This is a genomic window from Serinibacter arcticus (assembly GCF_004786095.1).
GTDB lineage: Bacteria > Actinomycetota > Actinomycetes > Actinomycetales > Beutenbergiaceae > Litorihabitans > Litorihabitans arcticus.
This window is the reverse complement of record NZ_RHPJ01000001.1, coordinates 617501-642325: the sequence shown is the minus strand read 5'-3', so window position 1 is coordinate 642325 and position 24825 is coordinate 617501. Positions and strand designations below refer to the sequence as shown.

20 protein-coding genes are annotated in these 24825 nt (G+C 74.6%); 11 read left to right on the top strand and 9 right to left on the bottom strand.

The annotated features are described in order from the left end of the window. Positions 1 to 14: 14 nt before the first annotated feature. Complete coding sequence (gene eccCa, locus SERN_RS03025; RefSeq protein ID WP_135848615.1) at positions 15 to 3980, bottom strand: type VII secretion protein EccCa; 3966 nt, start codon at positions 3978 to 3980, stop codon at positions 15 to 17. Positions 3981 to 4105: 125 nt separating this feature from the next. Between eccCa and SERN_RS03020 the strand changes: the two genes are divergently transcribed. Further along, positions 4106 to 5521: a hypothetical protein gene (locus SERN_RS03020; RefSeq protein WP_135848614.1), complete on the top strand. Its 1416-nt coding sequence runs from the start codon at positions 4106 to 4108 to the stop codon at positions 5519 to 5521. Next, complete coding sequence (locus SERN_RS03015; RefSeq protein ID WP_135848613.1) at positions 5521 to 6741, top strand: RDD family protein; 1221 nt, start codon at positions 5521 to 5523, stop codon at positions 6739 to 6741. The genes SERN_RS03020 and SERN_RS03015 overlap by 1 nt, the downstream gene beginning before the upstream one ends. Positions 6742 to 6753: 12 nt before the next feature. Here SERN_RS03015 and SERN_RS15230 read toward each other — a convergent pair whose 3' ends face one another. The 4 genes from SERN_RS15230 to SERN_RS02995 all read right to left on the bottom strand — a co-directional run bounded on the left by SERN_RS15230 (position 6754) and on the right by SERN_RS02995 (position 9443). Then, entirely contained in the window at positions 6754 to 8130 is a 1377-nt protein-coding gene (locus tag SERN_RS15230; protein ID WP_158292550.1) for a hypothetical protein, read from the bottom strand. Next, positions 8127 to 8648 carry a hypothetical protein gene (locus SERN_RS03005; protein ID WP_135848612.1) on the bottom strand — a complete coding sequence of 174 codons (522 nt, stop codon included), beginning with the start codon at positions 8646 to 8648 and terminating at the stop codon, positions 8127 to 8129. Before SERN_RS03005 ends, SERN_RS15230 begins: the two co-directional genes overlap by 4 nt. A gap of 169 nt (positions 8649 to 8817) precedes the next feature. Then, positions 8818 to 9111 carry a WXG100 family type VII secretion target gene (locus SERN_RS03000; protein ID WP_135848611.1) on the bottom strand — a complete coding sequence of 98 codons (294 nt, stop codon included), beginning with the start codon at positions 9109 to 9111 and terminating at the stop codon, positions 8818 to 8820. A gap of 14 nt (positions 9112 to 9125) precedes the next feature. Continuing rightward, positions 9126 to 9443 (bottom strand): WXG100 family type VII secretion target, encoded by a 318-nt coding sequence (locus SERN_RS02995; protein ID WP_135848610.1) that lies wholly within the window; start codon positions 9441 to 9443, stop codon positions 9126 to 9128. 206 nt (positions 9444 to 9649) lie between these two features. Between SERN_RS02995 and SERN_RS02990 the strand changes: the two genes are divergently transcribed. From SERN_RS02990 to SERN_RS02975, 4 genes are all read left to right on the top strand, one after another. Further along, positions 9650 to 11050 (top strand): EsaB/YukD family protein, encoded by a 1401-nt coding sequence (locus SERN_RS02990; protein WP_158292549.1) that lies wholly within the window; start codon positions 9650 to 9652, stop codon positions 11048 to 11050. 16 nt (positions 11051 to 11066) lie between these two features. Next, on the top strand, positions 11067 to 12506 hold the full coding sequence (locus tag SERN_RS02985; protein ID WP_158292548.1) for a type VII secretion protein EccB: 1440 nt from the start codon (positions 11067 to 11069) through the stop codon (positions 12504 to 12506). Then, positions 12503 to 13762, top strand: coding sequence for a S8 family serine peptidase (locus SERN_RS02980; protein WP_135848607.1), 1260 nt, complete (start codon positions 12503 to 12505; stop codon positions 13760 to 13762). The genes SERN_RS02985 and SERN_RS02980 overlap by 4 nt, the downstream gene beginning before the upstream one ends. 104 nt (positions 13763 to 13866) lie before the next feature. Next, positions 13867 to 15246 carry an FAD-dependent oxidoreductase gene (locus SERN_RS02975; RefSeq protein WP_135848989.1) on the top strand — a complete coding sequence of 460 codons (1380 nt, stop codon included), beginning with the start codon at positions 13867 to 13869 and terminating at the stop codon, positions 15244 to 15246. 101 nt (positions 15247 to 15347) lie between these two features. Here the strand turns inward: SERN_RS02975 and SERN_RS02970 are convergent, their stop codons facing one another. Further along, positions 15348 to 15635 (bottom strand): hypothetical protein, encoded by a 288-nt coding sequence (locus tag SERN_RS02970; RefSeq protein ID WP_135848606.1) that lies wholly within the window; start codon positions 15633 to 15635, stop codon positions 15348 to 15350. A 150-nt stretch (positions 15636 to 15785) separates the two neighbouring features. Next, positions 15786 to 15908, bottom strand: coding sequence for a hypothetical protein (locus tag SERN_RS15945; protein ID WP_269846115.1), 123 nt, complete (start codon positions 15906 to 15908; stop codon positions 15786 to 15788). 121 nt (positions 15909 to 16029) lie between these two features. On the opposite strand from SERN_RS15945, the gene SERN_RS02965 reads away from it, so the two are divergent. From SERN_RS02965 to SERN_RS02945, 5 genes are all read left to right on the top strand, one after another. Next, positions 16030 to 16956 (top strand): LysR family transcriptional regulator, encoded by a 927-nt coding sequence (locus SERN_RS02965; protein ID WP_135848605.1) that lies wholly within the window; start codon positions 16030 to 16032, stop codon positions 16954 to 16956. A gap of 70 nt (positions 16957 to 17026) precedes the next feature. Further along, positions 17027 to 17833 (top strand): ABC transporter ATP-binding protein, encoded by an 807-nt coding sequence (locus SERN_RS02960; protein ID WP_135848604.1) that lies wholly within the window; start codon positions 17027 to 17029, stop codon positions 17831 to 17833. Beyond that, complete coding sequence (locus tag SERN_RS02955; RefSeq protein ID WP_135848603.1) at positions 17833 to 20478, top strand: ABC transporter permease; 2646 nt, start codon at positions 17833 to 17835, stop codon at positions 20476 to 20478. Before SERN_RS02960 ends, SERN_RS02955 begins: the two co-directional genes overlap by 1 nt. 65 nt (positions 20479 to 20543) lie before the next feature. Further along, positions 20544 to 21371: an aldo/keto reductase gene (locus SERN_RS02950; protein ID WP_135848602.1), complete on the top strand. Its 828-nt coding sequence runs from the start codon at positions 20544 to 20546 to the stop codon at positions 21369 to 21371. Between the two features lie 136 nt (positions 21372 to 21507). Beyond that, complete coding sequence (locus tag SERN_RS02945; RefSeq protein WP_135848601.1) at positions 21508 to 23004, top strand: APC family permease; 1497 nt, start codon at positions 21508 to 21510, stop codon at positions 23002 to 23004. A 45-nt stretch (positions 23005 to 23049) separates the two neighbouring features. On the opposite strand, the gene SERN_RS02940 is transcribed toward SERN_RS02945, so the two are convergent. Both SERN_RS02940 and SERN_RS02935 read right to left on the bottom strand, forming a co-directional pair. After that, a complete protein-coding gene (locus tag SERN_RS02940) occupies positions 23050 to 23661 on the bottom strand; it encodes an MBL fold metallo-hydrolase (RefSeq protein ID WP_135848600.1) in 612 nt (203 codons plus the stop codon). After that, on the bottom strand, positions 23658 to 24758 hold the full coding sequence (locus tag SERN_RS02935) for an S-(hydroxymethyl)mycothiol dehydrogenase (protein ID WP_135848599.1): 1101 nt from the start codon (positions 24756 to 24758) through the stop codon (positions 23658 to 23660). The genes SERN_RS02940 and SERN_RS02935 overlap by 4 nt, the downstream gene beginning before the upstream one ends. Positions 24759 to 24825 lie beyond the last annotated feature (67 nt).

The window sequence follows — 24825 nt, the reverse complement described above, 5'->3', positions numbered from 1 at the left end:
CCGGAGCCGAACCACTAGAGCTGGACCGGCGGCACGTAGGCCAGCTGCGCCACCTGCACGCCCGCCTCGCGCGTGATGACCTGAGCGCGACCGGGAACGCCGATGCGGGCCTTGATGCGCCCGAGCAGGGCCCCCTCGTCCGGGCTGCCGGACAGCAGGATCGTCGGGACCGCGAGGTCCTTGAGCGGCTGGAGCACGGGGTCGTACAGGGCCCGGCTCGCGCCGCCCACGCGCCGGGTGACGGCGAGGTGCAGCCCGACGTCGCCCGCCTGGGCGAACAGCGGCGCCAGGGCCAGCAGCGGGTTGCCGGCCGACGTCGCCACGAGGTCGTAGTCGTCCACGAGCACGAAGACGTCCGGCCCCTTCCACCAGGACCGGGCGCGCAGCTGGGCGGGCGTCACGTCGGGTCCGGGCATCCGTGTGCGCAGGAACTGCACGAGCCCCTGGAGGCTGCCGGTGGCCTGCTCGTGACCGGTGTAGTAGCCGTTGAGGTAGGAGTCCGGGATCTCGCCGAGCAGCGCGCGCCGGTAGTCCAGCACGACGAACTGCGCCTCCTTCGGCGTCCGCGTGCGCATCACCTCGTGCACGAGGCCGCGCAGGAAGGACGTCTTGCCCGCCCCGCTGTCGCCCAGCAGGAGCACGTGCGGCTCGTCCGTCGGATCGAGGCCGAGGGGCGCGAGGGCCGCCTCGTCGACGCCGAGCAGCAGCCGCGGGTCCTCGGCGCCGGCGTCGGCGCGCACCTCATCGAGCGAGATCAGCTCGGGCAGCAGGCGCAGCTTGGGGCCGGCCGGGCCGTCCCAGGCCGAGGCGATCGTCTGGACGAGGTCGCCCACGCCGTCGCCCAGCGTGCCGGGACGCGGATCGCCGTCGATGCGGGGGAGCGCGCCGAGCATGTGGTGCTTGGACGGCATGAGGCCGCGACCGGGCCGGTTCGCGGGCACCGTCTGGGCGACCTTGCGGTCGACCTCGGAGTCCAGGGAGTCGCCCAGGCGCAGCTCGAGCCGGGTGCCCACCACGTCCTTCATCTGCGAGCGCAGGTCCATCCAGCGTCCCGACGCGAGCATCACGTGCAGACCGAACGTGAGGCCGCGGCCCGCGAGCGCCTGGATGAGCGGCTCGATGTCGTCGAACTCGCTGCGCAGCGTGGTCCAGCCGTCGATGACGAGGAAGACGTCGCCGTAGCCGTCGTCGATCCCGGTCGGGTCGCCCGGCGTGCGGCGCGACCGGTAGGTCTCGACCGTGTCGATGCCCTTGTCGCGGAAGTACTTCTCGCGGGCGTTCACGATCGCCGTCACCTCGGCCACCGTGCGGCGCACGACGTCGGGCTCGCTGCGCCCGGCCACGCTCGCGACGTGCGGGAGGTCGCGGAACGGGGTGAACGTGCCGCCACCGAAGTCGAGCACGTAGAACTGCGCCTCGAGCGGCGTGTGCGTCAGCGCGACGCCCGTGACGATCGAGCGCAGCATCGTGCTCTTGCCGCTGCGCGGGGCACCGACGACGCCGACGTGCCCGCCCGCACCCGCGAGCGAGATCGTGAGGGTCTCGCGACGCTGCTCGAGCGGCCGGTCGACCAGACCGAGCGGCACCACCATGTCGCCCGCCGCTCGCCAGCCGGGGGAGTGCAGCCCGCGGCCCGGCTCGACCACGAGGTCGGGGGCGAGCTGGTCGAACGTGAGGGGGACCTCGAGCGGCGGCAGCCACACCTGGTGCGCCTCGGGACCCTGGTCCTTCATGCGGCGCACGGCGATGTCGAACGTCGCGCGACCCGCCTCGGGGTCGGGGGCGTCCTCCTGCTCGACCTCCACGACGCGCTGCGCCTGCACCGGCGCGGCCGTGAACGGCGTGAGACGCACGTCGCCGGACGAGCGACGGCGTCGGCGACGACGACGGGGCGGCGGTCCGGAGACGTAGGCGGCGCGGAACTGGATCAGCGACGTGGTGTCGGGCTTGAGGTAGCCGATGCCCGGGACCGAGGGCAGCGTGTAGGCGTCGGGGACGCCGAGCACGGTGCGCGACTCCGCCGAGGAGAACGTGCGCAGACCGATGCGGTAGGACAGGTGGGACTCCAGCCCGCGCAGCCGGCCCTCCTCCAACCGCTGCGAGGACAGCAGCAGGTGCATCTGCAGCGATCGGCCGAGCCGGCCGATGGCCACGAACAGATCGGTGAACTCCGGCTTCGCCGAGAGCAGCTCGGAGAACTCGTCGCACACGATGAGGAGCGCCGGCAGCGGCGGCAGGTCGGTGCGCCCCTCCTTGCGCGCCTTGGTGTACTCGCTGACGTTCGTGAAGTTGCCGGCCGAGCGCAGCAGCTCCTGCCTGCGGGTCATCTCACCCTGCAGCGCGTCCTGCATGCGGTCGACGAGCGCGAGCTCCTCACCCAGGTTGGTGATGATCGCCGAGACGTGCGGCATGTCCGCCATCCCGGCGAACGTCGCACCACCCTTGAAGTCGACCAGCACGAAGTTGAGGTCCTCGGACGAGTGCGTCATGGCCAGGGCCAGCACCAGCGTGCGCAGCACCTCGGACTTGCCCGAGCCGGTGGCGCCGATGATCAGCCCGTGCGGGCCCATGCCCTCCTCGGCGGACTCCTTGATGTCCAGGTGGATCGGGGCGCCCTGCGTGGTCATGCCGATCGGCACGCGCAGCCGGTCGCGCTTCGACCGCGGTCGCCAACCCTGCGCGACCGAGAAGTCGCGCACGTCCCCGAGCCCGAGCAGGTCCACGAGCTCGGCGGAGGTGACCGTCCGGGGACCCGACTCCTCCTCGGTCGGCAGCCCGCCGCGCACGAGACGTCGCGCGGCCGCCTCCGCCCCGGCGATCGAGAGCGCGTCCGCCTCGCCGATGCGCGGGTCGACGCCGTAGCGCACCACGCTCAGGCGCGACGGGCCGCCGCCCGCGGTCGGCTGCAGCAGCAGCCGCGTGTGGTGGACGTCGGCGACGTCGCCCCACTGCTGCGGCAGGTCGAGCACGGTGACGCCCTGCAGCCCGCCCTCGCGGGCCAGCGCGTGGGTTGCGGGCAGTGCGACGCCGTCGGTCACGAGGACGACGTGCGGCAGCGCCTGCTCGGCGGCCAGGGAGAACGGTCCGCGCTCGCCGAGCGGCAGCAGCACGAGCACCTCGGCGGCGTCGGAACCGATGACGCGGACGTGCCCGGCGCCGTCGGTCCGGGTGGGCGACCACGCGTGCGGCAGCCACTTCACCCACTCCCACGCCGGCAGGTTCTCGGGCGAGGCGACGACGGCGATGCGCACGTCGGCGGGGGAGGTGAACGTCGCCAGGTGGCACAGCACGGCGCGCGCGAGCGCGCGGGAGGCGTCGCCGTCGCCGGCGATCTCGACGCGGGACGTCGACATGAGGTCGAGGCGCGTGGGCAGGTCCGTCTGCACCGAGTGCGTGGTGACGAACCGGTGCGCGGCGCTCGCGGCGACGGGGTCGGGCTGGGCGTTCGGCTCGGGCTCCGCCTCCTCGATCGTCACCGAGAGCGGCGCCTGCGCGGTGCCGATGCGCACGTGCAGCAGGTCGGGGTCGCCGACCCGCCGCTCCCAGACGCGCGTGCCCTCCTCGGCCACGACCGCCAGCGCGGGCGGGCTGGGCATGTGCCACTCGGCGTTCAGCCGCTGGCGTCCGGCCGCCGCGCGCACGTCCTCGCGCAGCCCGGCGAGGTAGGACAGGTACTCGCGCCGCGCGCCCGTGACCGCCGAGCGGTGCATCGAGCGCTGCCGCATCAGGTTGACGATCACGAAGCCCAGCGACGCCACGAGGATCGCGCCGCCCATGAGGATGCGCGTGGTCGAGACGCCGCCACCGCCGGTCGCACCGAGCGTGATGACGGCGATCGAGCCGACGCTGCCCATCACGGGCATGATCGTCATCGCCGTGCTGCTGCCGCCCTCCGCCTTGACCAGGTCGGGGGGTGCCTGCAGCTCGATCGTCCCGGTCGGCACCGGGGGTGCCTCGACGCGGCCGGTCTCCACACTCATGTCAGTCCTTCCGGCGGCGAAGTCGACCGCCTGCCCAGGGTAGTTGCCCACCTAGACTCGGCGGGAGTCGAGACAGCGGTCCGTGCGGGCGGGATGCGCTGGTGGTCCACCACGGGAGGCGAGAGATGACGGCGACGGCATCGTCAACCGGTGGGGCCGACCTGGTCACGACCTACTCCGTGCTCACGCCGCAGGGCCGGCGCGACGTCGTCCTGACCGGCGCCGTCACCGTGGCCGACCTGCTCGAGGCCGTGCAGCTGCCGGCGACGACGGCGCTGCTCACGGCCGGCGGGCTGGTGCTGCACGCGAACGACGACCTCGACCGTCTCGCGGGCGGCGAGGTGCTGGTGGTCGGCGTGCGCCGCGGGGAGGGCCCGAGCCGGGGCCGGACGAGGGACGAGGACGACGACGAGGACGTCGCCGCGGCCCCCGCCGCCCTCGCCGCGCCGCTGTGGGCGGTCGCGGGTGCGACCGGCGCGCTGGCCCTGGTCCGCGCGGCCGAGCTCGCCGGCGGCGGTGCGGACGCCGCGGTGCCCGTCTGGCCCGCCGTGCTCGCGGGGCTCCTGGCCGTCGTGCTCGCGATCCTCGGGCCCCGTCGTGGCGCCGCCGCGACCGCCACGACGGTGGCGACCTGGACGGCCGCCGCCGCGGGCGGTCTGCTCGCCGTTCCCGGTGGCCTGCTCGACCCGGCCGTGGCCTCACCGCTGCTCCTGCCCGTCACGACCGCCCTGCTCGCCGCGTCGGCCGCGGTCGCCCTGCGGTACGCGTCGCTGCACGGCACCTCGGCCGCCGTCCTCGCCGGCGTCGTCCTGGCGTTCACGGGGGCGCTGGCGTCGGCCGGAGCCGTGGCCGTGATGACGGGGACGGGGGTCGTCGGCGCGTGCGCCGTGGTGCTCGGTCTCGCGCCGATCGTCGCTCGCGCCCTCCCGGCGGGGAGTCTCGACGTGCCCGACCACGTCGTGGTCGACCTGAGCGCGGCTCAGCGCACCGCCACGTCGGTGCGCGAGCGCGAGGTCGCCTCGCCGCCGTTCGTGCGTGGCCACACCGTCCGCCGATCCGTCACGACGGCGCAGGCCCGCCGCAGCAGCGCAGCGGTCCTGCTCGGGGTGGTCGTCGCCGTGCTGGCGCCGGTCGTGCTGCTCGCGCCGCTGCCGGAGCCGACGGGCTGGACCTCGCACGTCCAGCTGTGGGCGACGGGTGCGCTCGGCGTGGTCGTGTCCCTCGCCCTCGTCCTGATCCCGCGCCAGGAGCGACTCACGGCGGCCCGCCTCGGGCCGCGGCTGGCCGCCGGAGCCACCGCCGTGCTGTCGGCCGTCTGGTTCGCCCGCGTGCTCGACGCCGGGGTCCTGCCGGTCGCGGTCGCGCTGCTGGCAGCGGTCCTGGCGGTCGCGACGTCGTTCGCCCTCGGCCGCGGCTGGCGATCGGTCAGGGCCTCGCGCTCCGCCGACGCGCTGGAGTCCGTCGCGGTCGCCCTGGCCCCGGCGCTCGGCCTGCTGACGGCCGGGGTGCTGGCCTGGCTGCGTCTGTTAGCGTCCGGGTGATGGCCGTCCCGCCCCGTCCCAGCGCCCCGCCGCCGTCCACGGCGGCGGCCGTCGATGCGCCCGCGCTGCCGCGTGCCGGCGTGGGACAGCGCCTCGCGGCCTACGCCGTCGACCTCGCGCTGGTCGGGGCCGTGCTCGCCGTCGGCGTCCTCCTCGGCAGCTGGATCCTCGGCGTCGTGCTGGCGCTCGAGGTGGTCGTGATCTCCGTCGTCGTCGAGTCGCGGTACGGCCTCACCCTCGGCAAGCTCGTCACCCGCACGCGCACCACCACCGCGGGCGGCGACCTGGCCCCCGGGCTGCGACGCGGCGCGACGCGGGCCGCCCTGTTCGGCGCGGCCCACCTGGCCGCCGGGCTCGGGCAGATCGCCCTCCTCGCGGCCTCCGGTCGCGCCACGGCCTGGCACGACCGGGTCGCCGGCACCGACGTGGTGACGCTTCGCTCGCCCACCGCCCGGCGGGTACCGGCCGCGTCCCTCGCGGCGGCCGTGCCAGCGGTTCCGACGGCGCCCGCGGGCGTGCCCGCCGGCGTCTGGCCCGGAGCGGGGCCCGCCGGCTCCCGACAGCCGGGTGCGGCCGGGGCTCCGGCATCCTGGCGGCCGCCCGAGCTGCTGGACGTGCCCGTCAGCTCCGACTCGATCTCGATGCGCGAGTTCCGCGCGCTGCGCGACGCGGCCGCCGGCCGACCGCCGGCCGCCCCGCGACCCGCGGTCGCGGTCCCGCCGCGTCCGGGGCCAGCGGGTCACGTGCCGCCGTCGGCCCCTCGAACCGCGGCCCAAGACTTCCGGCCCCCGGCGGCGCCGGCGGCCTCGAGCGCCGTAGCCGCGCCCGTGACACCGGCCGCACGGATCGGCGCGCCGGCGGTTCCGGCTCCGCCGGTGACCGGGGCCGCGCGGGTCACCCGCGTCGTGCTCTCGCCCGGTGACGGCGCGACGCACACGATCACGGGCTCCGCCGTCGTCGGACGCCGTCCGCGTGCCGAGAGCGAGGACGTCCAGGTCGTCGAGATCGCGGACGTCGCACGGTCGCTCTCGCGCACCCACGTGCGCATCCGGGTGACGGGCGGGGTCGCCTGGGTCGAGGACGCAGGTTCGGCCAACGGCACGCGTCTCCGGGCCCCGGACGGGACGCTGACGCCGCTGGGCGCCGGGGTCCCCGTCCGGCTGGTCTCCGGAGCGGTGCTGGAGCTGGGGCAGGTCAGCCTGGGTGTGACCCTGGGCTGATCGCCCGCCCGGTCACCAGTCCTCGGACTCCGCGGGCGCCGCCTCGATCGAGGATCGGCTGCCCGAGGACGACGCCGCGGCCACGATGGCCGCGGCGGCCTCGTCCTCGTGCGTGCTGCGCACGATCGCCGTACCCGACTCCGCCTCGCCGCCCGTGCCGCCGCCCGAGCCGGGGACGAACGGGACGGCCGCACCGCCGGCGGCAGCGGCAGCCGTGGTCGGGGCCGCGGCGGCGGGGGCCGCCGAGGAGGCGGCCGCGGGGGACATCGAACCGTCGGGGCCGGTGTCGTGCTGCGCTCGCGTGGAGACCCAGGTGTCGCGGGGGGCCGTGCCGGCCGAACCGCCACCGGCGGACCGGTGGCCACCGCCGCCCCCACCACCGCGACGGGCCGACGCGAACCTGGCCGCACCCGCGGCCGCGGCCCCGGCAGCGCCACCACCGGCGACGGCACCGGTGGACGGCGACTCCTGCGCCACCGACGCCGAGTCGGGTGCGGGCTGCGGGTCGGTGACCACGCGTGGCTTCTCCACGATGATCGGCTCCGTGCGGGTGGGGTCCTCACCATCGAACGTGGGGACCTCGACCGGGCGCATCAGGCTCGCGGCGCGTGCCATGTCCGCCTCGAACCGCTGCATCGCCTGACGAGCGGCGACCTTCTGCTCCTTGCCGACCTCGGTCATCCAGTGCTGCTGGGCGGCGGCCGGGGTGAGCATCCCGACACCGGAGACGACGATCGGCTCACCGAGCGCCAGGAGCGAGCGGTGGGCGGGCGCCAGCTCGATCTTCTCGATCCGCCGGAACTCCTCGTGCGCCTCCTGCATCGCGCGCTCCGCGAGCTCGAGCCCGTCGAGCGAACCGCTGATGGCGTCGGCGGTGTCGCGCAGGTGCAGCGCGAGGGTCAGGTAGGCGACGCGGGCCGGATCGCCCTGGATGCCGTCGAGCATCGGCTCCTCGGACTGCCTGCGCAGGCGCGCCGACACCTCCTCGACCGCCTCGGCGCTGCGTCGCAGCGTCTGACGCTGCTCGCCGCGCACCCCGGCCTGGTCGGTGAACGCGGCCGCGACGGCCGACAGCTCCATCAGGCCACGGGGCGTGCGGCGGGGTCGACGGCGGCACCGAGCGAGACCGGTGACGCGGCTGCCGACGAGCCGGGCGCGGTCGCGCGGCGGCGTGCCGAGGGAGCTCGCGACGACTCGACGCTCGTCGGTGACGGGCGTCAGCACGTCGCGGCGAGGACCGCGGCCGTCGTCGCCGACGAGTCGGGCGCCCTCGCGGGGCGAACCGTTCAGCCCGGCGTCGCCGGGAGCGAACCCGACCAGTCGGGCCTCGCCGTGGTCGAGGGCGACCATCCGCTGCGCCGCGACCTCGGGGCGGTTGTCGTCGCTCATGCCTGCGTCTCCTGCTCGGGTGCGATCGGGGTGGGACGGACGTCGGGACCGCCCTCGAAGCGTGCCGGCAGGGCCTCGAACACGGGCTGCGAGGAGGAGATCGGTCGCGACGGGTCCAGGGTGGCCGGGGCGGGGAGGGTCCTGATCGGTGTGGCGCCCGAGCCCGTGGTGGAACCCGACGCACTCCCGCCGCCGTCGATGCCGTCCGCGATGGCCCGCAGCCGGTCGGCGAGGTCCTCGTCGACGGCGGTCACCTCACCCGCGAGCTGCGTCAGCTTCCTGGCCATCACCAGCAGCTCGTCCCCCATGACGGCGAGCGAGGCCTCGTAGCTCTCCAGCGCGTCGCTGAAGGAGGAGTCCAGGCGGACGCCGGGGTCGGTGGGGGAGTAGGGCTCGCGCTCGTTGAGGTCGGCCGTGAGGCCGAGGTCCTGCTCGTCGCGCCGGAGCTGGTCCGAGCAGTCCTCCATCACGGTCACGTGGTTCCTGACGACGCTCTCGTCGACGCTGATGCGCTTCATGCTCGGCCCCTGGATGGCTCGTGGCCGGTCCCGGACGGTCCCGGTCGGTGCTGTCTGGATCGGTGCTGGGTCTTCGGTGCTGGGTGGTGCGGCGTGGTGACGCCTCGCAGAACGGCGGCACGTACCGGAACCGCGCGGGGCTCCGGTACGACCGTCGTGCGGGGAGGCGTCACTGCCAGGCGCGGGTGGCCTTGCCCTCGACGCCCTGGTAGGCCTCGTTGCTGTTCGTGACGGTCGTGCCGACCTGCAGCAGGAGGGCCTTCATGTCCTCGAGCGCGCTGTTCCACTGGGTCTGCGCGACGCGGTAGGACTCCTTCGCGTCACCGTCCCAGTCGGCCTGGAGGGCCTGGAGGCGACCCTCGAGGTCGGCCAGCGTGCTGCCGATGTTGTTCGCGCCGTGCTTGATGTCGCCGGCCGCCGTGTCGAGCGCGGAGAAGCCGACTGTGATGCCGTTGCCACTCATGGTGTGTCCCCTTCTCAGTTCCCGCTGAGGCTGGCGTTGAACGCGTTCATCGCCTGCTGCGCGGAGTCGTCGGTCTCGGTGTACGCGGTGTCGGTGCCGGTGAGGTTGGCCTCGAAGGTCTCCAGGGCCGTGGTGAGGCGGCTCGCGTCGCGCTCCCAGTTGGTCATGACGTTGGAGAAGGCGAGCTGGCCGGTACCGCGCCACTGCCCCTCGAGCGAGGTGAGCTTCGTACGGAGGTCGGCGATCTGGGTGTTCAGCGTCGTGCGAGCGTCGCTGACGTGGCCGGCACCGGTCCGTAGCGCGCCTTCCTCGGCTGAGAACTGGTCAGCCATGTCACTCTCCTTTTCTCATGGGCCTCGGGCCCCCTGACGATGTCTCGTCCGTCACCGGTTCGGCGACATGGCTAGGACACTACGACGCGGTGACCACGGGTGGCGATGGGGAGATGTCCCCATGGGTGGCGGACCCACCCCTCGCGCCGCGCCCGCACCTATGCTGGGCCGAGCCCGCCGCCGAACCACGAAGGAGCACGGCGTCCATGACCCTCCCCGCGCCCGCCGCACCCCCGCCCACCGGTGGGGACGAGGCGACCGTCGCCGGTGGCGGCCTGGTACGCGTGACGGTGGCCGCCGGACCCCGCCGTGCCGACCTCACCCTTCCCGCCGAGGTCCCGCTGGTCGAGGTGCTGCCGGGACTCGCGCGCACGCTCGGCCAGCTCGAGGTCACCTCGGCGCACACCGGCCTCGAGCTCGTCACCACGCAGGGACGTCGCCTGGGCGGCGAGCTCACGCTGGCGGGGGCCGGGGTCCTCGAGGGCGCCGTCCTGACCCTCGCCCCCGCACGCGCGCGCTCGGGCAGCACCCGCTACGACGACGTCGTCGAGGCCGTCGCCGACGTGATCGAGCAGGGCAGCGAGCCGTGGAGCCCGCAGGACGCGGCGCGCGCCGCCGTCGGCGTCGCCTCGGTCTTCCTGCTGGCGGGCGGGGCCGTCCTCGCCGTCAGCGGCCTGGGCCCGGTGCTCACCGCGAGCCTCGGGGGAGCGGGTGCGCTCCTGGCGCTCGTGACCGCCGTCGTCCTCGCCCGCACCGACGCCCCGCGCACCGCCGCCCTCACGATCGGGGTCGTCGCCTCGGTGCTCGCCGCTCTCGCGGGCTTCCTCGGTCTCGACGGGCTGACCCGCCTGGCCGACGGCGAGGCCGCCCTCGCGCTGACGGCCGCCGGCGGCGGGGCCGTGCTCGTGGCGGGGCTGCTCGCCGCCCTCGTGCCCGGGCTGCGCCGCGAGATGGTCGGTCCCGCGATCGCGGGCACCGTCGCGCTGCTCGTGGGCGGCATCACCGCCTGGCAGGGGAGCGGTCTCGCCCCTGTCGTGACCATCGCGGCCTTCGCCGTCGTGGCGTGCGCCCTGGTCGGGGTGCCATGGCTGGCGCTCGCCGCCACGCCGCTGCGCGTCGTCACCCCGCGCGACGACCGCGAGATCCTCGCCGACGTGCCGCCCGTGGACATCGAGGCCGTGCGCGAGCAGGCGATCCAGGGCCAGCGGCTGCAGATCGCGATGCGCGCGGGCGCGGGTGCCGCGCTCGTCGCGCTGACGCCGGGGGCGGCGACCGCCGGCGTGGCGGGCCTCCTCATGACGACGGTGGGCTTCGGCGCGCTGCTCCTGACGGTGCGCGAGTCGCGCGCCCGGTGGGACGTGGCCGTCGTGACAGCGACGGGTGCCGGCGGATTCCTGCTGGCGATCCTCACGGCGGCGCTGACCCAGCCGACCTGGCGGCCCGCGCTCGTGGTGGTGCTCCTGGCGGGGGCGTTCGCCGTCGTCGTGACCGCCCTGCTCGTCACCGGCCGCCAGCTCCGCCTCGCGCGCGCGGCCGACGTCGCCCAGCTCGCGCTGCTGGCCGCGCTGCCGCCGCTCGCGGTCGTCGCGGCCGGGGCGCTGCAGTGACGGCGAGGGGCTGAGCGTGGCGTCGAAGAAGGAGCTGGTCGAGGCCCAGTCGTTCAGCCGCCGCAGGCTGCTGACCGCGTTCGTCTCCGGCGCCCCGGGCGGCCGCGAGCTCGAACCGACCTCCCCCGTGCGCGGCGTGGTCGCCGGCGTCGTCCTCGCGGTGCTGGTCGTGGCCGGCGGTCTCGGCAGCGGTCTGCTCAACCGCGGGCTGCCCGACGGCTGGGAGAACGGCCGCATCATGCTCGTGGGCGACAACGCCGCCCGCTACGTGACCGACGACGGACAGCTCGTCCCGATCCTCAACATGGCCAGCGCGCGCCTGCTCGTCGAGCCGGGGGCGCCGATCCACACCGTCAGGGCGAGCCTCGTGGAGGGGATCCCCGTCCTCGCCCCCGCGGGCATCGTCGGTGCTCCCGACAACCTGCCCGGCACGGACAGGCTCGTCGACGACGGCTGGCAGGCGTGCCTCGCGCTGGACGGCGGCACCGCGACGTCGCTCGGCAGCTCGGACGGCGCGGCGTCGGGCGACTCCGGTGCCGCAGACGACGACGCCGTCGCAGCCCCCGCGGGGCCGCCCGCCTCGATGCTCGCGCTCGTGGGCGACCAGGTGCACCTCGTGCAGGGCGGCTACTCCTACCTGCTCGGCGGCGGCGAGGAGCAGAGCGGCCTCCTGCGCGAGCTCGGCTTCGGTCCGGACAGCCCCCGTCCCGCGCGCGAGGAGTGGCTCGCGCTGGTCACACCGGGGGAGACCCTCGCGCCGTACCTGCCCGAGGGCGTCGGCGGTGTCCCCGCGGGCGACCTCGGTCAGATCGCCGGTGTCACGGTCGGAACGGTCGTGCAGCGCGAGGAGACCGGCCAGGAGTACGTGGCCCTCGCGGACGGGCGCCTCGCACCCCTGAACTCCTTCACGGCCGCGATCTACCGCACGGCACCCGGCGTCGGCGCGCCCGTGTCGGTCCCCGCCAACGCGCTGGCGTCGGTGGCCGACGTGCCGGCCGCCGAGACCCCGTTCCCGCGCGACTGGCCGCAGGAGCTCGGCGTTCCTCTCACGGACGCGCAGCCGGCGTGCGCCGAGCTCAGCGTCGCCGACTTCGGCGCCACGCTGGTGGCGGGCGACGGCGACGTCCCGGAGCGGTCGGGCGTCACCGTCGCGCAGGGTGGCGGCGCGCTCGCGCTGTTCGCCGCCGAGGCCGACACCACCTCCGGACCCGTCCGGTTCGTCGACGAGAACGGCACCGCCTACGCCGTCGAGGCGGCCGGGGGCGGCACGCGGCAGGACGCCCTGAACCGGCTGTTCTCGACCGGCGGCTCCGACGTGGTCGTGCCCGTCGTCGTGCCCTACGCCTGGGGCGACCTGTTCGCCTCGGGTCCGACGCTCTCGATCGAGGCCGCGCAGCGCTCGCGGACCGAGGTGCCCGCAGCCGCCGATGCCGCGAGCGAGGGCGGCACGCCGTGAGGCGAGGGTTGGCCGCGGTCACGACGGCGGCGCTCACGGCGGGGCTGCTCGTCGGCCCCGCGCTCGTGGGGCCGACCGGGTCGGCCGGGTCGGTCGGGGTGTCGACCGCGAGCGCCGCGGTCGGGGGGACGTGCGAGCCGGACGCGCTGATCGGTGAGCCCGAGTGGGGTCCTGCGGCGATCGGGCGCGACGCTGCGAATGCGCTGGCCGACGGCGCGGGCGTGCGCGTCGCCGTCGTCGACTCCGGCGTGCAGGCGACGTTCCCACACCTGGTGGGCGCGGTGGAGCCGGGGCGCGACGTCGTCGCCAAGGATCCCGAGGACGGCACGGGGACGCGCGACATCTTCGGCCACGGGTCGGCGGTCGCCACGATCATCGCGGGCCGACGGGTCGAGGGATCCGCGCTGGTGGGCATCGCGCCCGCCGCGACGATCGTGCCCTTCCGCGTCTACTACGAGGACGACAGCGACCAGGCCGAGCGCGAGGACAAGCACCCGACGCCGGCCAGGATCGCGGCGGGCATCAGGGAGGCGGCGGCCGCGGGCGTTCGCGTGATCGTCGTGGCCATGAGCACGGCCGAGGACAACCCCGAGCTCGCCGCCGCGGTCGCGGACGCGACGGCCGGCGGCGCGCTGGTCATCTCCTCGATGGGCAACGCGACCGAGGACTCCGACCCGACCCGTCCGCGCTACCCGGCGGCCTACCCCGAGGTGCTCGCGGTGGGCGCGTTCGACCAGGAGTTCACGCCCGTCCTCGCCTACCGGGGTGACCACGTGGACGTGGCCGCGCCCGGGGTCGGCGTCCTGACGACGGGGAGGTCGGGGGGCGACTGCCTCCTCGGCACGACCGAGCAGGCGACCAGCTGGGCGACCGCGCACGTCGGTGGTGTGGCCGCGCTCGTCGCCCAGACCCACCCGGAGGAGACCCCGGCGCAGTGGGCCTACCGGATCACGGCGACGGCGGCGCGCACCGTGCCCGACGAGCGGTCCGACCTCGTGGGCTGGGGACTCGTGCAGGCGCCCGACGCGATCGCGTTCGTCGACGACGGCAGCGCGCGCGGCCCGGTCAGCGGCGCCGTCCCCGCGGTCGAACGCCCCGTCGCCGAGAACGCGCCGGTGGTCATCACCTCGCCCCCCGACCCGTGGGCGGACGCGCGCGGCACGCTCGCGTGGTGGGCGCTTGGCGCCGCCGTCGTGGTCGCCGCCTCGCTCGTGGTGGCCCGCACGCCGTCGCGCCGGAGTGACCAAGGCAACTGAGGATGCCCTCACCCGGCCCGTACACTGGGGTCTTCCCGCGCACGCGGCCCCGCACGACCGGGCCCGAGCGCCACCCCCACGGATGAGGTTCACCTGTGAGCTCGTTGCGCGTCGCCGTCGTCGGCGCCGGCCCCGCCGGCATCTACGCCTCCGACATCCTGTCCCGCACGCTGCCCGGCACCGCGATCGACCTGTTCGACCGCCTGCCCGCGCCCTACGGGCTCGTCCGCTACGGCGTCGCGCCCGACCACCCCCGCATCAAGGCGATCGTCAACGCGCTGGACAAGATCCTCGGCCGCGGCGACATCCGGCTGCTCGGCAACGTGGACCTCGGCACCGACATCTCGATCGACGAGCTGCGCGAGCACTACGACGCCGTGATCGTCTCGACCGGCGCGATCAGGGACGCGGCGCTGCCGATCCCCGGCATCGACCTGCCGGGCTCGTACGGCGCCGCCGACTTCGTGTCCTGGTTCGACGGGCACCCCGACGTGCCGCGCACGTGGCCGCTGGAGGCGAAGGAGATCGCCGTCATCGGCGCCGGGAACGTCGCACTCGACGTCGCCCGCATGCTCGCCAAGCACCCCGCCGACCTCGGTCCCACCGAGATCCCGGCCAACGTGGCCGCCGGTCTGGCCGCCTCGCCCGTCACCGACGTGCACGTGTTCGCGCGCCGCGGTCCCGCCCAGGCCAAGTTCTCGCCGCTGGAGCTGCGCGAGCTGGGCCACGTGCCCGACGTCGACGTCATCGTCTACCCCGAGGACTTCGCGTTCGACGAGGGTTCCGAGGCCGCGATGGCCGCGTCCAACCAGACCCGCCAGGTCGTGGCGACGCTGACCGACTGGGCGCTGAACGATCCAGAGGACTCGACCGCCTCGCGCCGGATCCACCTGCACTTCCTGCACCAGCCCGTCGAGGTCGTCGGCGAGGTCGGCCCCGACGGCGTGGAGCGCGTCGCCGCGCTGCGCACCGAGCGCACGGAGCTGGTGGGCGACGGGACCTCGCGCGGGACCGGCGTCGTCGTGGACACCCCGGTGCAGGCGGTCTACCGCGCGGTCGGCTACTTCGGCTCGCCCGTCCCGGGCATCCCGTTCGACGACGTCCGCGGCGTCATCCCCAACGACGGTGGCCGCGTGCGTGGCGCCGACGGTGCGACGATCCCCGGGCTGTACGCCACGGGCTGGATCAAGCGCGGTCCGGTCGGCCTCATCGGCCACACCAAGTCCGACGCGCAGGAGACGATCCGCCACCTCGCCGAGGACGTCGAGGCGGGCATCGGGCTGCGCTCGGGTACCGGAGGTGGCGACGCGGTCGACGTCGTCGAGCTTCTCGAGGAGCGCGGCGTGCCGGTCACGACGTGGGAGGGCTGGGAGCTGCTCTCGGCCCACGAGCAGGCGCTCGGCGAGGCCGAGGGCCGGCAGCGCGTCAAGGTCGTGCCGCGCGAGGAGATGACGGCGCTCTCGCGCCCGCTCCGCGTGCGCTGAGCCCACCAGCCCGCCGAGCAAGCCGCAGGGGTCGTTATCGCGTCGATAGCGACCCCCGAAGGCTTGCTCGACGGCTCGTGGCGGGCTGTCGCGTGCCGGTCTCACCAGGTCCAGCCGCGGGCGGCGAGGTCGAGCTCCAGCCCGACGACGTCGCCCGGGTGGTGGAGCGCGTCGTCGCCGCCCGCGAGGCGCAGGGCTCGGCGCAGCACGCCCTCGTAGGCGCCCTGCGTCGCCCGGACGTGGTGCGCGCGCCCGAAGGCCCCGTCGGCGCGGTCGAGGCGGCACAGCTCCGTGGTCAGCCGGCCGAGCGTCGCCTGCGTCTCGAGCGTGAGCAGCGGGTCGACCGCGGGCGCGCGGCGCTGGCGCAGACGGGACCAGAGCTGCGGCACGGCGACCTCCGTCGGTCGACCTCGGGGTGCGCCGGTGAGGCGTGCGCCGGCGTCGGTCCCAGAGTAGGAACCATCGGGCCCGCCGGGCAATGGCGAGAGCCGCCGCCCCGGGTGGGGGCGACGGCTCGGCGCGTCAGGTCCGGCGAAAGATCAGCTGGGGACCCGGCTGTTGTAGGTGGGGTCGAACGGGCGACGCATCAGGCCGTCGTGGCGCACCTCGTGGACCACACCGGCGAGAACGGCGACGACCAGGGCAACGGCTGCGACGATCATGAGTATTCGACCTTCCGAGAGGGTCCGCGCGCGGGGTGCGCTGCGGGATGACTCCATTCTCGTCTCGTGCAACCCTCAGCACTAGTTAGTAGAAGTAGCACTCAGGGTTTAGCGTTGCTTCATGATCGACCCCCTCAGCCTGCGCGTTCTGATCGCCGTCTGCGACACCGGATCGGTGACCCGCGCGGCCCGGTTGCTGGCGTACTCGGCGCCCAACATCACGCAGCACCTGCGCAAGCTCGAGAAGGCCCTGGGTGCCCCGATGGTCGTCAGGGCGGGCCGCGGCATCGTCCTGACCCCCGAGGCGCTCGGTGTGGTCGAGCGGGCGCGCGGCATCGTGGACGACCTCGAGCAGCTCCGCGTGGCCGCCGCCGTCGAGGCCGAGCCGAACGGTCGCTTCCGGATCGCGGCCTTCCCGACGGCGCTGCGCCAGATGGTGATCCCGGCCATCGCCCAGGCGCGCACGGACTACCCGCTGCTGGACCTCGTGCCCACCGAGCTCGAGCCGGAACCCGCGTTCGACCTGCTGGGGATCGGGCGGGTCGACGCCGTGCTCGCCAAGGCGCTGGGGACCAGTCAGGTCACCGCGCCGGGCTCGGACCGACTGACCCGCATCCGGCTCGGCACGGATCCGCTGGACGTCGTCGTGCCGCGCGGCCACCGGCTGGCGGGGCGCCCCGGCGTCCACCTGGTCGAGCTCGCGCGCGAGCGCCTCGCGATCACGCCGCAGGAGGATCCGTACGGCGCGTGGATCGCCTCGCACTCCCCGGACCTGCTCGAGCTGGTCGGCCGGGCCTTCGAGGCGGTCGAGCTGCAGTCGCTCGTGCGCTACGTCGAGCTCGGCCTGGCGGTGACCGTGCTGCCGCGGATGGGTCGGCCGCACCTCCCTGAGTCGGTGGTCAGCGTCCCGCTCGACGACGACGACGCCTTCCGCACCATCGAGCTCCACGTCCGCTCGATCGCGGCGCGGTCGCGCACGGTGACCGCCGTCGTCGACATGCTGCGCACCCACCTGCGCGAGGGTGGCGGGGACGCGGGGCGGTCCTGACGGCCGGCGGTCCGCGAGATCGGGGCGATGCCGGATACCGCGCGGTCACCGCGCGTGGAAGAGTCGCGCCGTGACCGCATCCCGTCCCGCCGCCTCGCCCATCGCCTCCGCCCGCGGGCTCGTGAAGGTCTACGGCGGGGGTGACACCGCGGTCCGCGCGCTCGACGGCGTCGACGTCGACTTCGGGCGGGGCCGCATGACGGCGATCATGGGCCCGTCGGGCTCGGGCAAGTCCACCCTGATGCACTGCATGGCCGGGCTGGACCGCCCCACGTCGGGCTCCGCCGTCGTGGAGGGGGAGGAGATCGGCCGCATGAACGAGCGCCAGCTGACGAAGCTGCGCCGCACGCGCCTCGGCTTCATCTTCCAGGCCTTCAACCTCGTGCCCACGCTGACGGCGCTCGAGAACATCACGCTGCCGCTGGACATCGCCCGCACGCCCGTCGACCGCGCGCACCTCGACGCCGTCGTGCAGGCCGTGGGACTGACCGACAGGCTCGGGCACAAGCCGGGCGAGCTCTCGGGCGGGCAGCAGCAGCGCGTGGCGTGCGCGCGCGCCCTGGTGGCGCGACCCGCCGTCGTGTTCGCCGACGAGCCGACGGGCAACCTCGACTCCACCTCCTCGGGGGAGGTGCTCGGCTTCCTGCGACGCAGCGTGGAGGACCTGGGCCAGTCGGTCGTGATGGTCACGCACGACCCGACGGCCGCCTCCTACGCGCACCGCGTGCTGTTCCTCGCCGACGGACGGCTCGTCGGCGACATCGCCGACCCGACGCCGGAGACCGTGCTGGCCACGCTCGGGTCGCTGCGCCGCACCGGGCCCCGGCACGCGGCCCCCGCCGAGGCCTCGCCGTCCTCGAGCCCGACGGCGTCCTGATGCTGCGGGTCGCGCTGCGGGGGATCCGCGCCCACCTCGTCCGCTTCCTCCTCTCGCTGCTGGCGGTCGCGCTCGGCGTCGCTTTCGTCGCCGGGACCTTCGCGCTGCGCTCCATGCTGAGCGGCACGTTCGACGGGATCGTCGAGGCGAGCACGCCGGCCGACGCGTACGTGCGGGGTCTCGACCCCGCGGCCGACGCGTCCGACGACGGCGACGACGGCGGGACCGCCGCCCCGGCCGGAGGTCCGGGTGCCGCGTTCGGCTCCGCGAGCCCCGGCGTCCCGCTGACGCTCATCGAGGCCGCAGCCGCGGCGGACGACGTCGCGGCGGTCATCCCCGTGATCCAGGGTTCGGTCGTGCTCGTGGGCGCCGACGGGACCGCCGTCGCGGCCGGCCAGGCGCCGAGCCTCGCGCTCGTCTACTCCGCCGACGACCCCTCGATCACGCTGCTCGCGGGGTCGGCCCCGGTCGGCGACGGCGAGATCGCGCTCGAGAGCGGCGCCCTGGCCGCCTCGGGTCTCGCACCGGGCGACACCACGACCGTCGTGCTCGGGGGCGAGATCCGGGAGGTGACGGTCACGGGCGAGGTCGGTTACAGCGCCTCGTTCGCGGGCGCGACGCTGGTGCTGCTGCCGCAGGACGTCGCCCTCGCCGTCTACGCCCCGGACGGGCTGGTCAGCCAGCTCGCGGTCTTCGGTGCCGACGGCGCGACGCAGGACGACGTCGTCGCCTCCGTGACGCGGGCGCTGGCGGGGCTCGACGCCGGCGACGCCGCAGCCGCCGGCGTCGAGGTCGTCACCGGCGAGGACGTGGTCCAGGAGAACAAGGACGCCATCGGGACCGTGCTCGGCTTCATCACGACGTTCCTGCTCGTGTTCGCCGCGATCGCGCTGTTCGTGGGCGCGTTCATCATCTCCAACACGTTCGCGATGTCCGTGCGGCAGCGGATGCGGGAGTTCGCGCTGCTGCGCGCCGTCGGCGCCTCGCCGGTGCAGGTGTTCGCCTCGATCCTCGTGCAGGCGGCCGTGGTCGGACTCGTCGGCTCGGCCCTCGGGGTCGCGGGCGGGCTGGGCCTGGTCGAGCTGCTGCGCGCCGTGCTCGGCTCGATGGGGATGGAGCTGGCGGGCGACGTCCCGCTCGACGCCGCGAGCGTCGGGCTCTCGCTCGGCGTCGGCACGCTGGTGAGCGTGGTCGCGGCCGCGATCCCGGCGCGGCGGGCCGCACTCGTCCCGCCCGTCGAGGCGATGCGCGACGACGTCACCACGCCCGAGGCGCCCATGCACCGTCGCCTCGTCGTCGGCCTGGTGCTGGCCCTCGGGGGCGCCGCGGCGCTCGCGGCCGCGATGCTGCGCCCGGACTCCGGCCGCGCGGGTCTGCTGCTGGGCGTGGGGGCGGGCGCCGTCGTCGTGGCGATGCTCGCGCTCGCCCCGGCCATCGCCACCGCGGTGGTCCGCGTCCTGGCGTGGCCGCTGGTGCGTGCGCTGCCGCCGATGGGTCGCCTCGCTCGCGGCAACGTGGTCCGCAACCCTCGCCGCACCGCCAGCACGGCCGGTGCGCTGATGATCGGCATGGCGCTGGTCGGCGCCGCGACCGTCATCGCCTCGACGACGCAGGCCTCGGTCGCCGACGTCGTCGCGCAGGAGGTCGACGCCGACCTCGTGCTGCGCTCGGCCGGGGCGGGCATCCCCGCCGGCGCGGTGACCGACGTGCGTGCGCTGGACGACGTCGCGACAGCCGACGCGTTCGCGTTCGCCGCGCTGGCCGTCGCCGGTCCGGACGAGACCGGTGACGGTGGCGACACCGGTGACGCAGTCGCCCCGGCGGCCGGGACCATCGTCGTCGGCGCGACGCCGGGGACCTTCGGCCGCACCATGACCGTGACGACGGTCGACGGCGACCTCGCCACCCTGGCCGACGGCCTGGCGGCCGTGAACCAGACCGTGGCGGGCGAGGACTGGCGGGTGGGGGACACGCTGCGGATCACGTCCTCGACCGGGTCGCACGAGGTGCAGGTCGGCGCCGTCGTCACGTCGCAGGGGATCGGCGGGTCGGTCGTGGTGGACGCCGACGTCCTGGACACCTGGGAACCGCCGCAGGCCCAGGTGATCGACACCGTCTTCGTCCGCGGCACCACGGGCGACGTCGAGGCGCTGCGGACCGAGGTCGCGGCCGCCGTCTCGCCCTACATCGTGGTGTCGGTGATGACGAGCGACGAGTTCGTCTCCGACCTCGCGGCGCAGGTCGACCAGATCCTCGTGATCCTCTACGCCCTGCTCGGGCTGTCGATCGTGATCGCGGTGCTCGGGATCGTCAACACGCTCGCACTGTCGGTGATCGAGCGCACGCGCGAGATCGGGCTGCTGCGCGCCGTGGGGCTCGGCCGCCTGCAGCTCGCGGCCACGATCACGATCGAGTCGGTGCTGACGGCGGTGTTCGGGACGGCGATCGGGCTCGCGGTCGGTGTCGGCCTCGCCTCGACCCTGCCCACGCTGTTCGCCGACCAGGGGCTCTCGCAGCTGGCGATCCCCTGGGGGTCGCTGCTGGCGATGCTGGCGCTCGCGGTCGTGGTGGGCGTGCTCGCCGCCCTGTGGCCGGGTGTGCGCGCGGCCCGGTTGCGGGTGCTGGACGCCGTCTCCTACGAGTGAGTGGACGGGCGGGGTGCGGCGGCGCACAGCGTCGTCAGCGTCGCCGACGTCGTTAGCCTGGGAGGATGACGCACACGCTGAAGGACGGAACGACCCTGCCCGCCGTCGGGTTCGGCACCTACCCCCTCAAGGGTGAGGAGGGCGTGGCCGCGATCGTCTCGGCGCTCGAGGTCGGCTACCGCTACCTCGACACGGCGGTGAACTACGAGAACGAGACCGAGGTCGGACAGGCGCTGCGGCGCTCCGGTCTGCCGCGCGAGGAGGTCGTCCTCGCCACGAAGATCCCCGGCCGCTTCCACGAGCGCGAGCTCGCCCTGCGCTCGCTCGCCGACTCGGCGCAGCGCCTCGGCGTCGAGCGGATCGACGTCGGTCTCATCCACTGGCCCAACCCGAGCCGCGACCTCTACGTCGACGCGTGGCGCGCGCTCGTGCAGGCGCAGCAGGAGGGCCTCGTGGCGCACATCGGCGTCAGCAACTTCACGGCGGCGCACCTGGACCGGATCATCGAAGAGACGGGGGTGGCACCCGCGATCAACCAGATCGAGCTGCACCCCCGCTTCCCGCAGGCGGAGATGCGGGCCGCCAACGTCGAGCGCGGCATCCTGACCCAGGCCTGGAGCCCGCTCGGCAAGCGCGAGGCCCCGTTCGACGAGCCGGCCGTCGTCGCGGCGGCCGAGCGCCTCGACGTCACGCCCGCGCAGGTGCTGCTGGCCTGGCACCTCGCGGTCGGCAGCATGCCGCTGCCCAAGTCGGCCACGCCGGAGCGTCAGCGCGCCAACCTCGACGTCCCGCGGCTCGCGCTGACGAACGCCGAGATCGCGGCGATCACGGAGCTGGGGCGCGCGGAAGGACGGCTCTTCGGCGGGGACCCGGACACGCACGAGGAGCTCTAGCGGCCCGACGGCCGACCGGCGGGGCGGTCTCGTCCATCCCCTGGTCCGGGGTGTTGCCGCGGTGCGCGGCGGGTCTACGGTTCCCTCCCCGGTGAGCGCCGACCCGTGCTCGCCGACCGCAGCGAGAGAGCACGTGATGAGCTTCCTGACCCGCACCAAGAGCATCGAGGCGTCGCTGGCCGACACCTCCTCGGCGCACCACTCCCTCACGCGGTCGCTGACCGCGTGGGACCTCGCGATCATGGGGGTCGCGGTCGCCGTCGGGGCCGGGATCTTCTCGGTGGGCGCGAAGGCCGCCGGCCTGTACGCCGGACCGTCGATCTCGGTCGGGTTCCTGATCGCGGCGTTCACGTGCGGGCTCGCGATGATGGCCTACGCCGAGTTCGCCTCGACCGTGCCGGTCGCGGGATCCGCCTACACGTTCACCTACGCCACGCTGGGGGAGTTCCTCGCCTGGATCATCGGCTGGGACCTGATCCTCGAGACGCTCACGGCCGCCGCGGTCATCGCGAAGTACTGGGGCATCTACCTGCAGGAGGTGTTCGCGATCGCCGGGCTGGACGTGCCGGCGACGTTCCAGCTCGGCGCCGCCACCATCACGTGGGGGCCGTTCGTCATCGTCTCGATCTTCACCGTGCTCCTGGTGCTGGGGACGAAGCTGTCCTCGCGCGTCAGCGCGGTGTTCACCGTCCTGAAGGTCGCCACGGTCGTGTTCGTCATCGTCGTGGGCGCCTTCTACGTCAGGGCCAGCAACTACACGCCGTTCCTCCCACCGGCACAGGAGATCCCCGCGGGGGAGTCCACCGTGCTGCACCAGAGCCTGGTCTCCGTGATCCTGGGCGCCCCCGCCTCGACGTACGGCATGTTCGGGCTGCTGTCGGGGGCCGCCCTGGTGTTCTTCGCGTTCATCGGGTTCGACGTCGTGGCCACCTCCGCCGAGGAGGTGAAGAACCCGCAGAAGAACCTGCCGCGCGGCATCTTCGGCGGCCTGGCGCTCGTGACGATCCTGTACGTCGCGGTCAGCGTCGTCCTGACCGGCATGGTGCCCTACACCGACCTGGCGGCCGCCGAGGACCCCTCGCTCGCGACGGCGTTCACCCTCGTGGGGGCCGACTGGGCCGCTCAGGTCATCTCGCTGTCGATCCTGCTCGGCCTGACGACCGTGATCATGGTGCTGCTGCTCGGCCTGACCCGCGTGGTGTTCTCGATGAGCCGCGACGGGCTGTTCCCGCGCTCGTGGTCGGTGACGTCCCAGAAGCGCAAGACGCCCGCCCGGCTGCAGGTCGCCGTCGGGGCGGTCGTGGCCGTGCTGGCCGCGACGCTCGACGTCGGCGTGCTCGAGGAGATGATCAACATCGGCACGCTCTCGGCGTTCGTGCTCGTGAGCATCGCCGTGATCGTGCTGCGCCGGAAGTACCCCGACCGCGAGATCGCCTACCGGATGCCGTGGTCGCCGTTCCTGCCGATCCTCTCGGCGGTGCTGTGCCTGTGGCTGATGCTCAACCTGACGACGCTGACGTGGATCCGGTTCGCGGTCTGGCTGCTGATCGGCATCGCGATCTACCTGCTCTACGGGCGGCGCCACTCGCGCCTGGCGACCGAGTCCGGCGTCGACCGGTCCCTCGACCGCTGACGCCCCGGCCCACCCCCGGGGTGGGTGGGGTGGGTGGGCGCGGGGTCAGCGACCCAGCGCCGCGGCCTCCGCACCGATCGTGGTGGAGTCACCGTGGCCCGTGTGGACCACGGTCTCCTCCGGCAGCGCGAACAGCACGCGGCGGATGGACTCCACGATGAGGTCGGCGTCGGAGAAGGACCGCCCGGTCGCGCCGGGCCCGCCCTGGAACAGCGTGTCGCCCGTGAGCACGACGCCGAGGTCGGGCACGTGCAGCGACACCGCGCCCGGTGCGTGGCCGGGGGTGTGCAGCACGCGCACGACCGTCCCGCCCACGGTGAGCTCCTGACCGTCGGCGAGGTCGCCGTCGGGCGCCCGGTCGGGGTGGGTCAGCTCCCAGACGGGGGCGTCGGCCGGGTGCAGCAGGATCGGGGCGCCGGTGGCCTCCGCCAGCGCGGGGGCCACGCGGACGTGGTCGTCGTGCGCGTGGGTGCACACGATCGCGCTCACGCGCCGCCCGGCGACCACGGCCAGGATCGCCTCGACCGAGTGCGGGGCGTCCACGACGATGCACTCGGTGTCGTCCCCGACGACCCAGATGTTGTTCTCCACGTCGAACGTCTGACCGTCCAGCGAGAACGTGCCGGCGGCGGTGCCGTGGTCGATCCGCGCCGTCACAGCACGACCACGCTTCGCAGCACGTCGCCGTCGTGCATCTTCGCGAAGGCCGCCTCGACGTCGCCGATGCCGATCTTCTCGGTGACGAACTTGTCGAGCGGGAGGCGACCCTGCAGGAACAGGTCGATCAGCATCGGGAAGTCGCGCGAGGGCAGGCAGTCGCCGTACCAGGAGGACTTCAGCGCGCCGCCGCGGCCGAACACGTCCAGGAGCGGCAGGTCGGGGACGGTCATCTCCGGCGTCGGGACGCCGACGAGCACGACGACGCCGGCGAGGTCGCGCGCGTAGAACGCCTGCTTCCACGTCTCGGGCCGCCCGACGGCGTCGATCACCACGTCCGCGCCGTTGCCGCCGGTGAGGTTCTGGATGGCCTCGACGACGTCGCTCTCGCCACCGTTGACGGTGTGCGTGGCGCCGAGCTCGCGCGCCGTGGCGAGCTTCCGCTCGTCCAGGTCGACGGCGATGATCGTGGCCGCGCCCGCGAGGCGCGCCCCGGCGATCGCGGCGGCGCCGACGCCGCCGCAACCGATGACGGCGACCGAGTCGCCGCGGCCGACCTCGCCGGTGTTGATGGCGGCACCGATCCCGGCCATCACGCCGCAGCCGAGGAGCCCCGCGACCTCGGGGGCGGCGGCCGGATCGACCTTGGTGCACTGGCCGGCGGCCACGAGGGTGAACTCGGTGAACGCGCCGATGCCGAGGGCGGGGGAGAGCTCGGTGCCCGCGCCCTCGCCGTCGGCGATGGTCATCCTCTGCGCCGCGTTGTGCGTGTTGAAGCAGTACCAGGGGCGGCCGCGGCGGCACGCGCGGCAGTCGCCGCAGACGGCGCGCCAGTTGAGGATCACGTAGTCGCCGGGGGCGACGTCGGTCACGCCCTCGCCGACCTCCTCCACGACGCCGGCGGCCTCGTGGCCGAGCAGGTAGGGGAACTCCTCGCCGATGCCGCCGAGCTTGTAGTGCAGGTCGGTGTGGCAGACGCCGGAGGCCTGGACGCGGACGACCGCCTCGCCCGGCCCGGGGTCGGGGACGCTGATGGTGACGAGCTCGACGGGGGCGTTCTTCGCGCGGGCGATGACTGCCTGGGAGGTGCGTGGCATGGGAGACCCTTCGTGGGGAGGGGGCGCCGCGTCGTCGCGGGCTCGGGCGTCCTCCACCCTACGCAGG

Coding starts and splice junctions, on each gene's coding strand:
- SERN_RS03000 (WP_135848611.1), bottom strand. CDS start 9,111: ATGAGTGGCAACGGCATCACAGTCGGCTTCTCCGCGCTCGACACGGCG.
- SERN_RS15230 (WP_158292550.1), bottom strand. CDS start 8,130: ATGAGCGACGACAACCGCCCCGAGGTCGCGGCGCAGCGGATGGTCGCC.
- SERN_RS02950 (WP_135848602.1), top strand. CDS start 20,544: ATGACGCACACGCTGAAGGACGGAACGACCCTGCCCGCCGTCGGGTTC.
- eccCa (WP_135848615.1), bottom strand. CDS start 3,980: ATGAGTGTGGAGACCGGCCGCGTCGAGGCACCCCCGGTGCCGACCGGG.
- SERN_RS02935 (WP_135848599.1), bottom strand. CDS start 24,758: ATGCCACGCACCTCCCAGGCAGTCATCGCCCGCGCGAAGAACGCCCCC.
- SERN_RS02990 (WP_158292549.1), top strand. CDS start 9,650: ATGACCCTCCCCGCGCCCGCCGCACCCCCGCCCACCGGTGGGGACGAG.
- SERN_RS02995 (WP_135848610.1), bottom strand. CDS start 9,443: ATGGCTGACCAGTTCTCAGCCGAGGAAGGCGCGCTACGGACCGGTGCC.
- SERN_RS03020 (WP_135848614.1), top strand. CDS start 4,106: ATGACGGCGACGGCATCGTCAACCGGTGGGGCCGACCTGGTCACGACC.
- SERN_RS02955 (WP_135848603.1), top strand. CDS start 17,833: ATGCTGCGGGTCGCGCTGCGGGGGATCCGCGCCCACCTCGTCCGCTTC.
- SERN_RS15945 (WP_269846115.1), bottom strand. CDS start 15,908: ATGATCGTCGCAGCCGTTGCCCTGGTCGTCGCCGTTCTCGCCGGTGTG.
- SERN_RS03015 (WP_135848613.1), top strand. CDS start 5,521: ATGGCCGTCCCGCCCCGTCCCAGCGCCCCGCCGCCGTCCACGGCGGCG.
- SERN_RS02965 (WP_135848605.1), top strand. CDS start 16,030: ATGATCGACCCCCTCAGCCTGCGCGTTCTGATCGCCGTCTGCGACACC.
- SERN_RS02945 (WP_135848601.1), top strand. CDS start 21,508: ATGAGCTTCCTGACCCGCACCAAGAGCATCGAGGCGTCGCTGGCCGAC.
- SERN_RS03005 (WP_135848612.1), bottom strand. CDS start 8,648: ATGAAGCGCATCAGCGTCGACGAGAGCGTCGTCAGGAACCACGTGACC.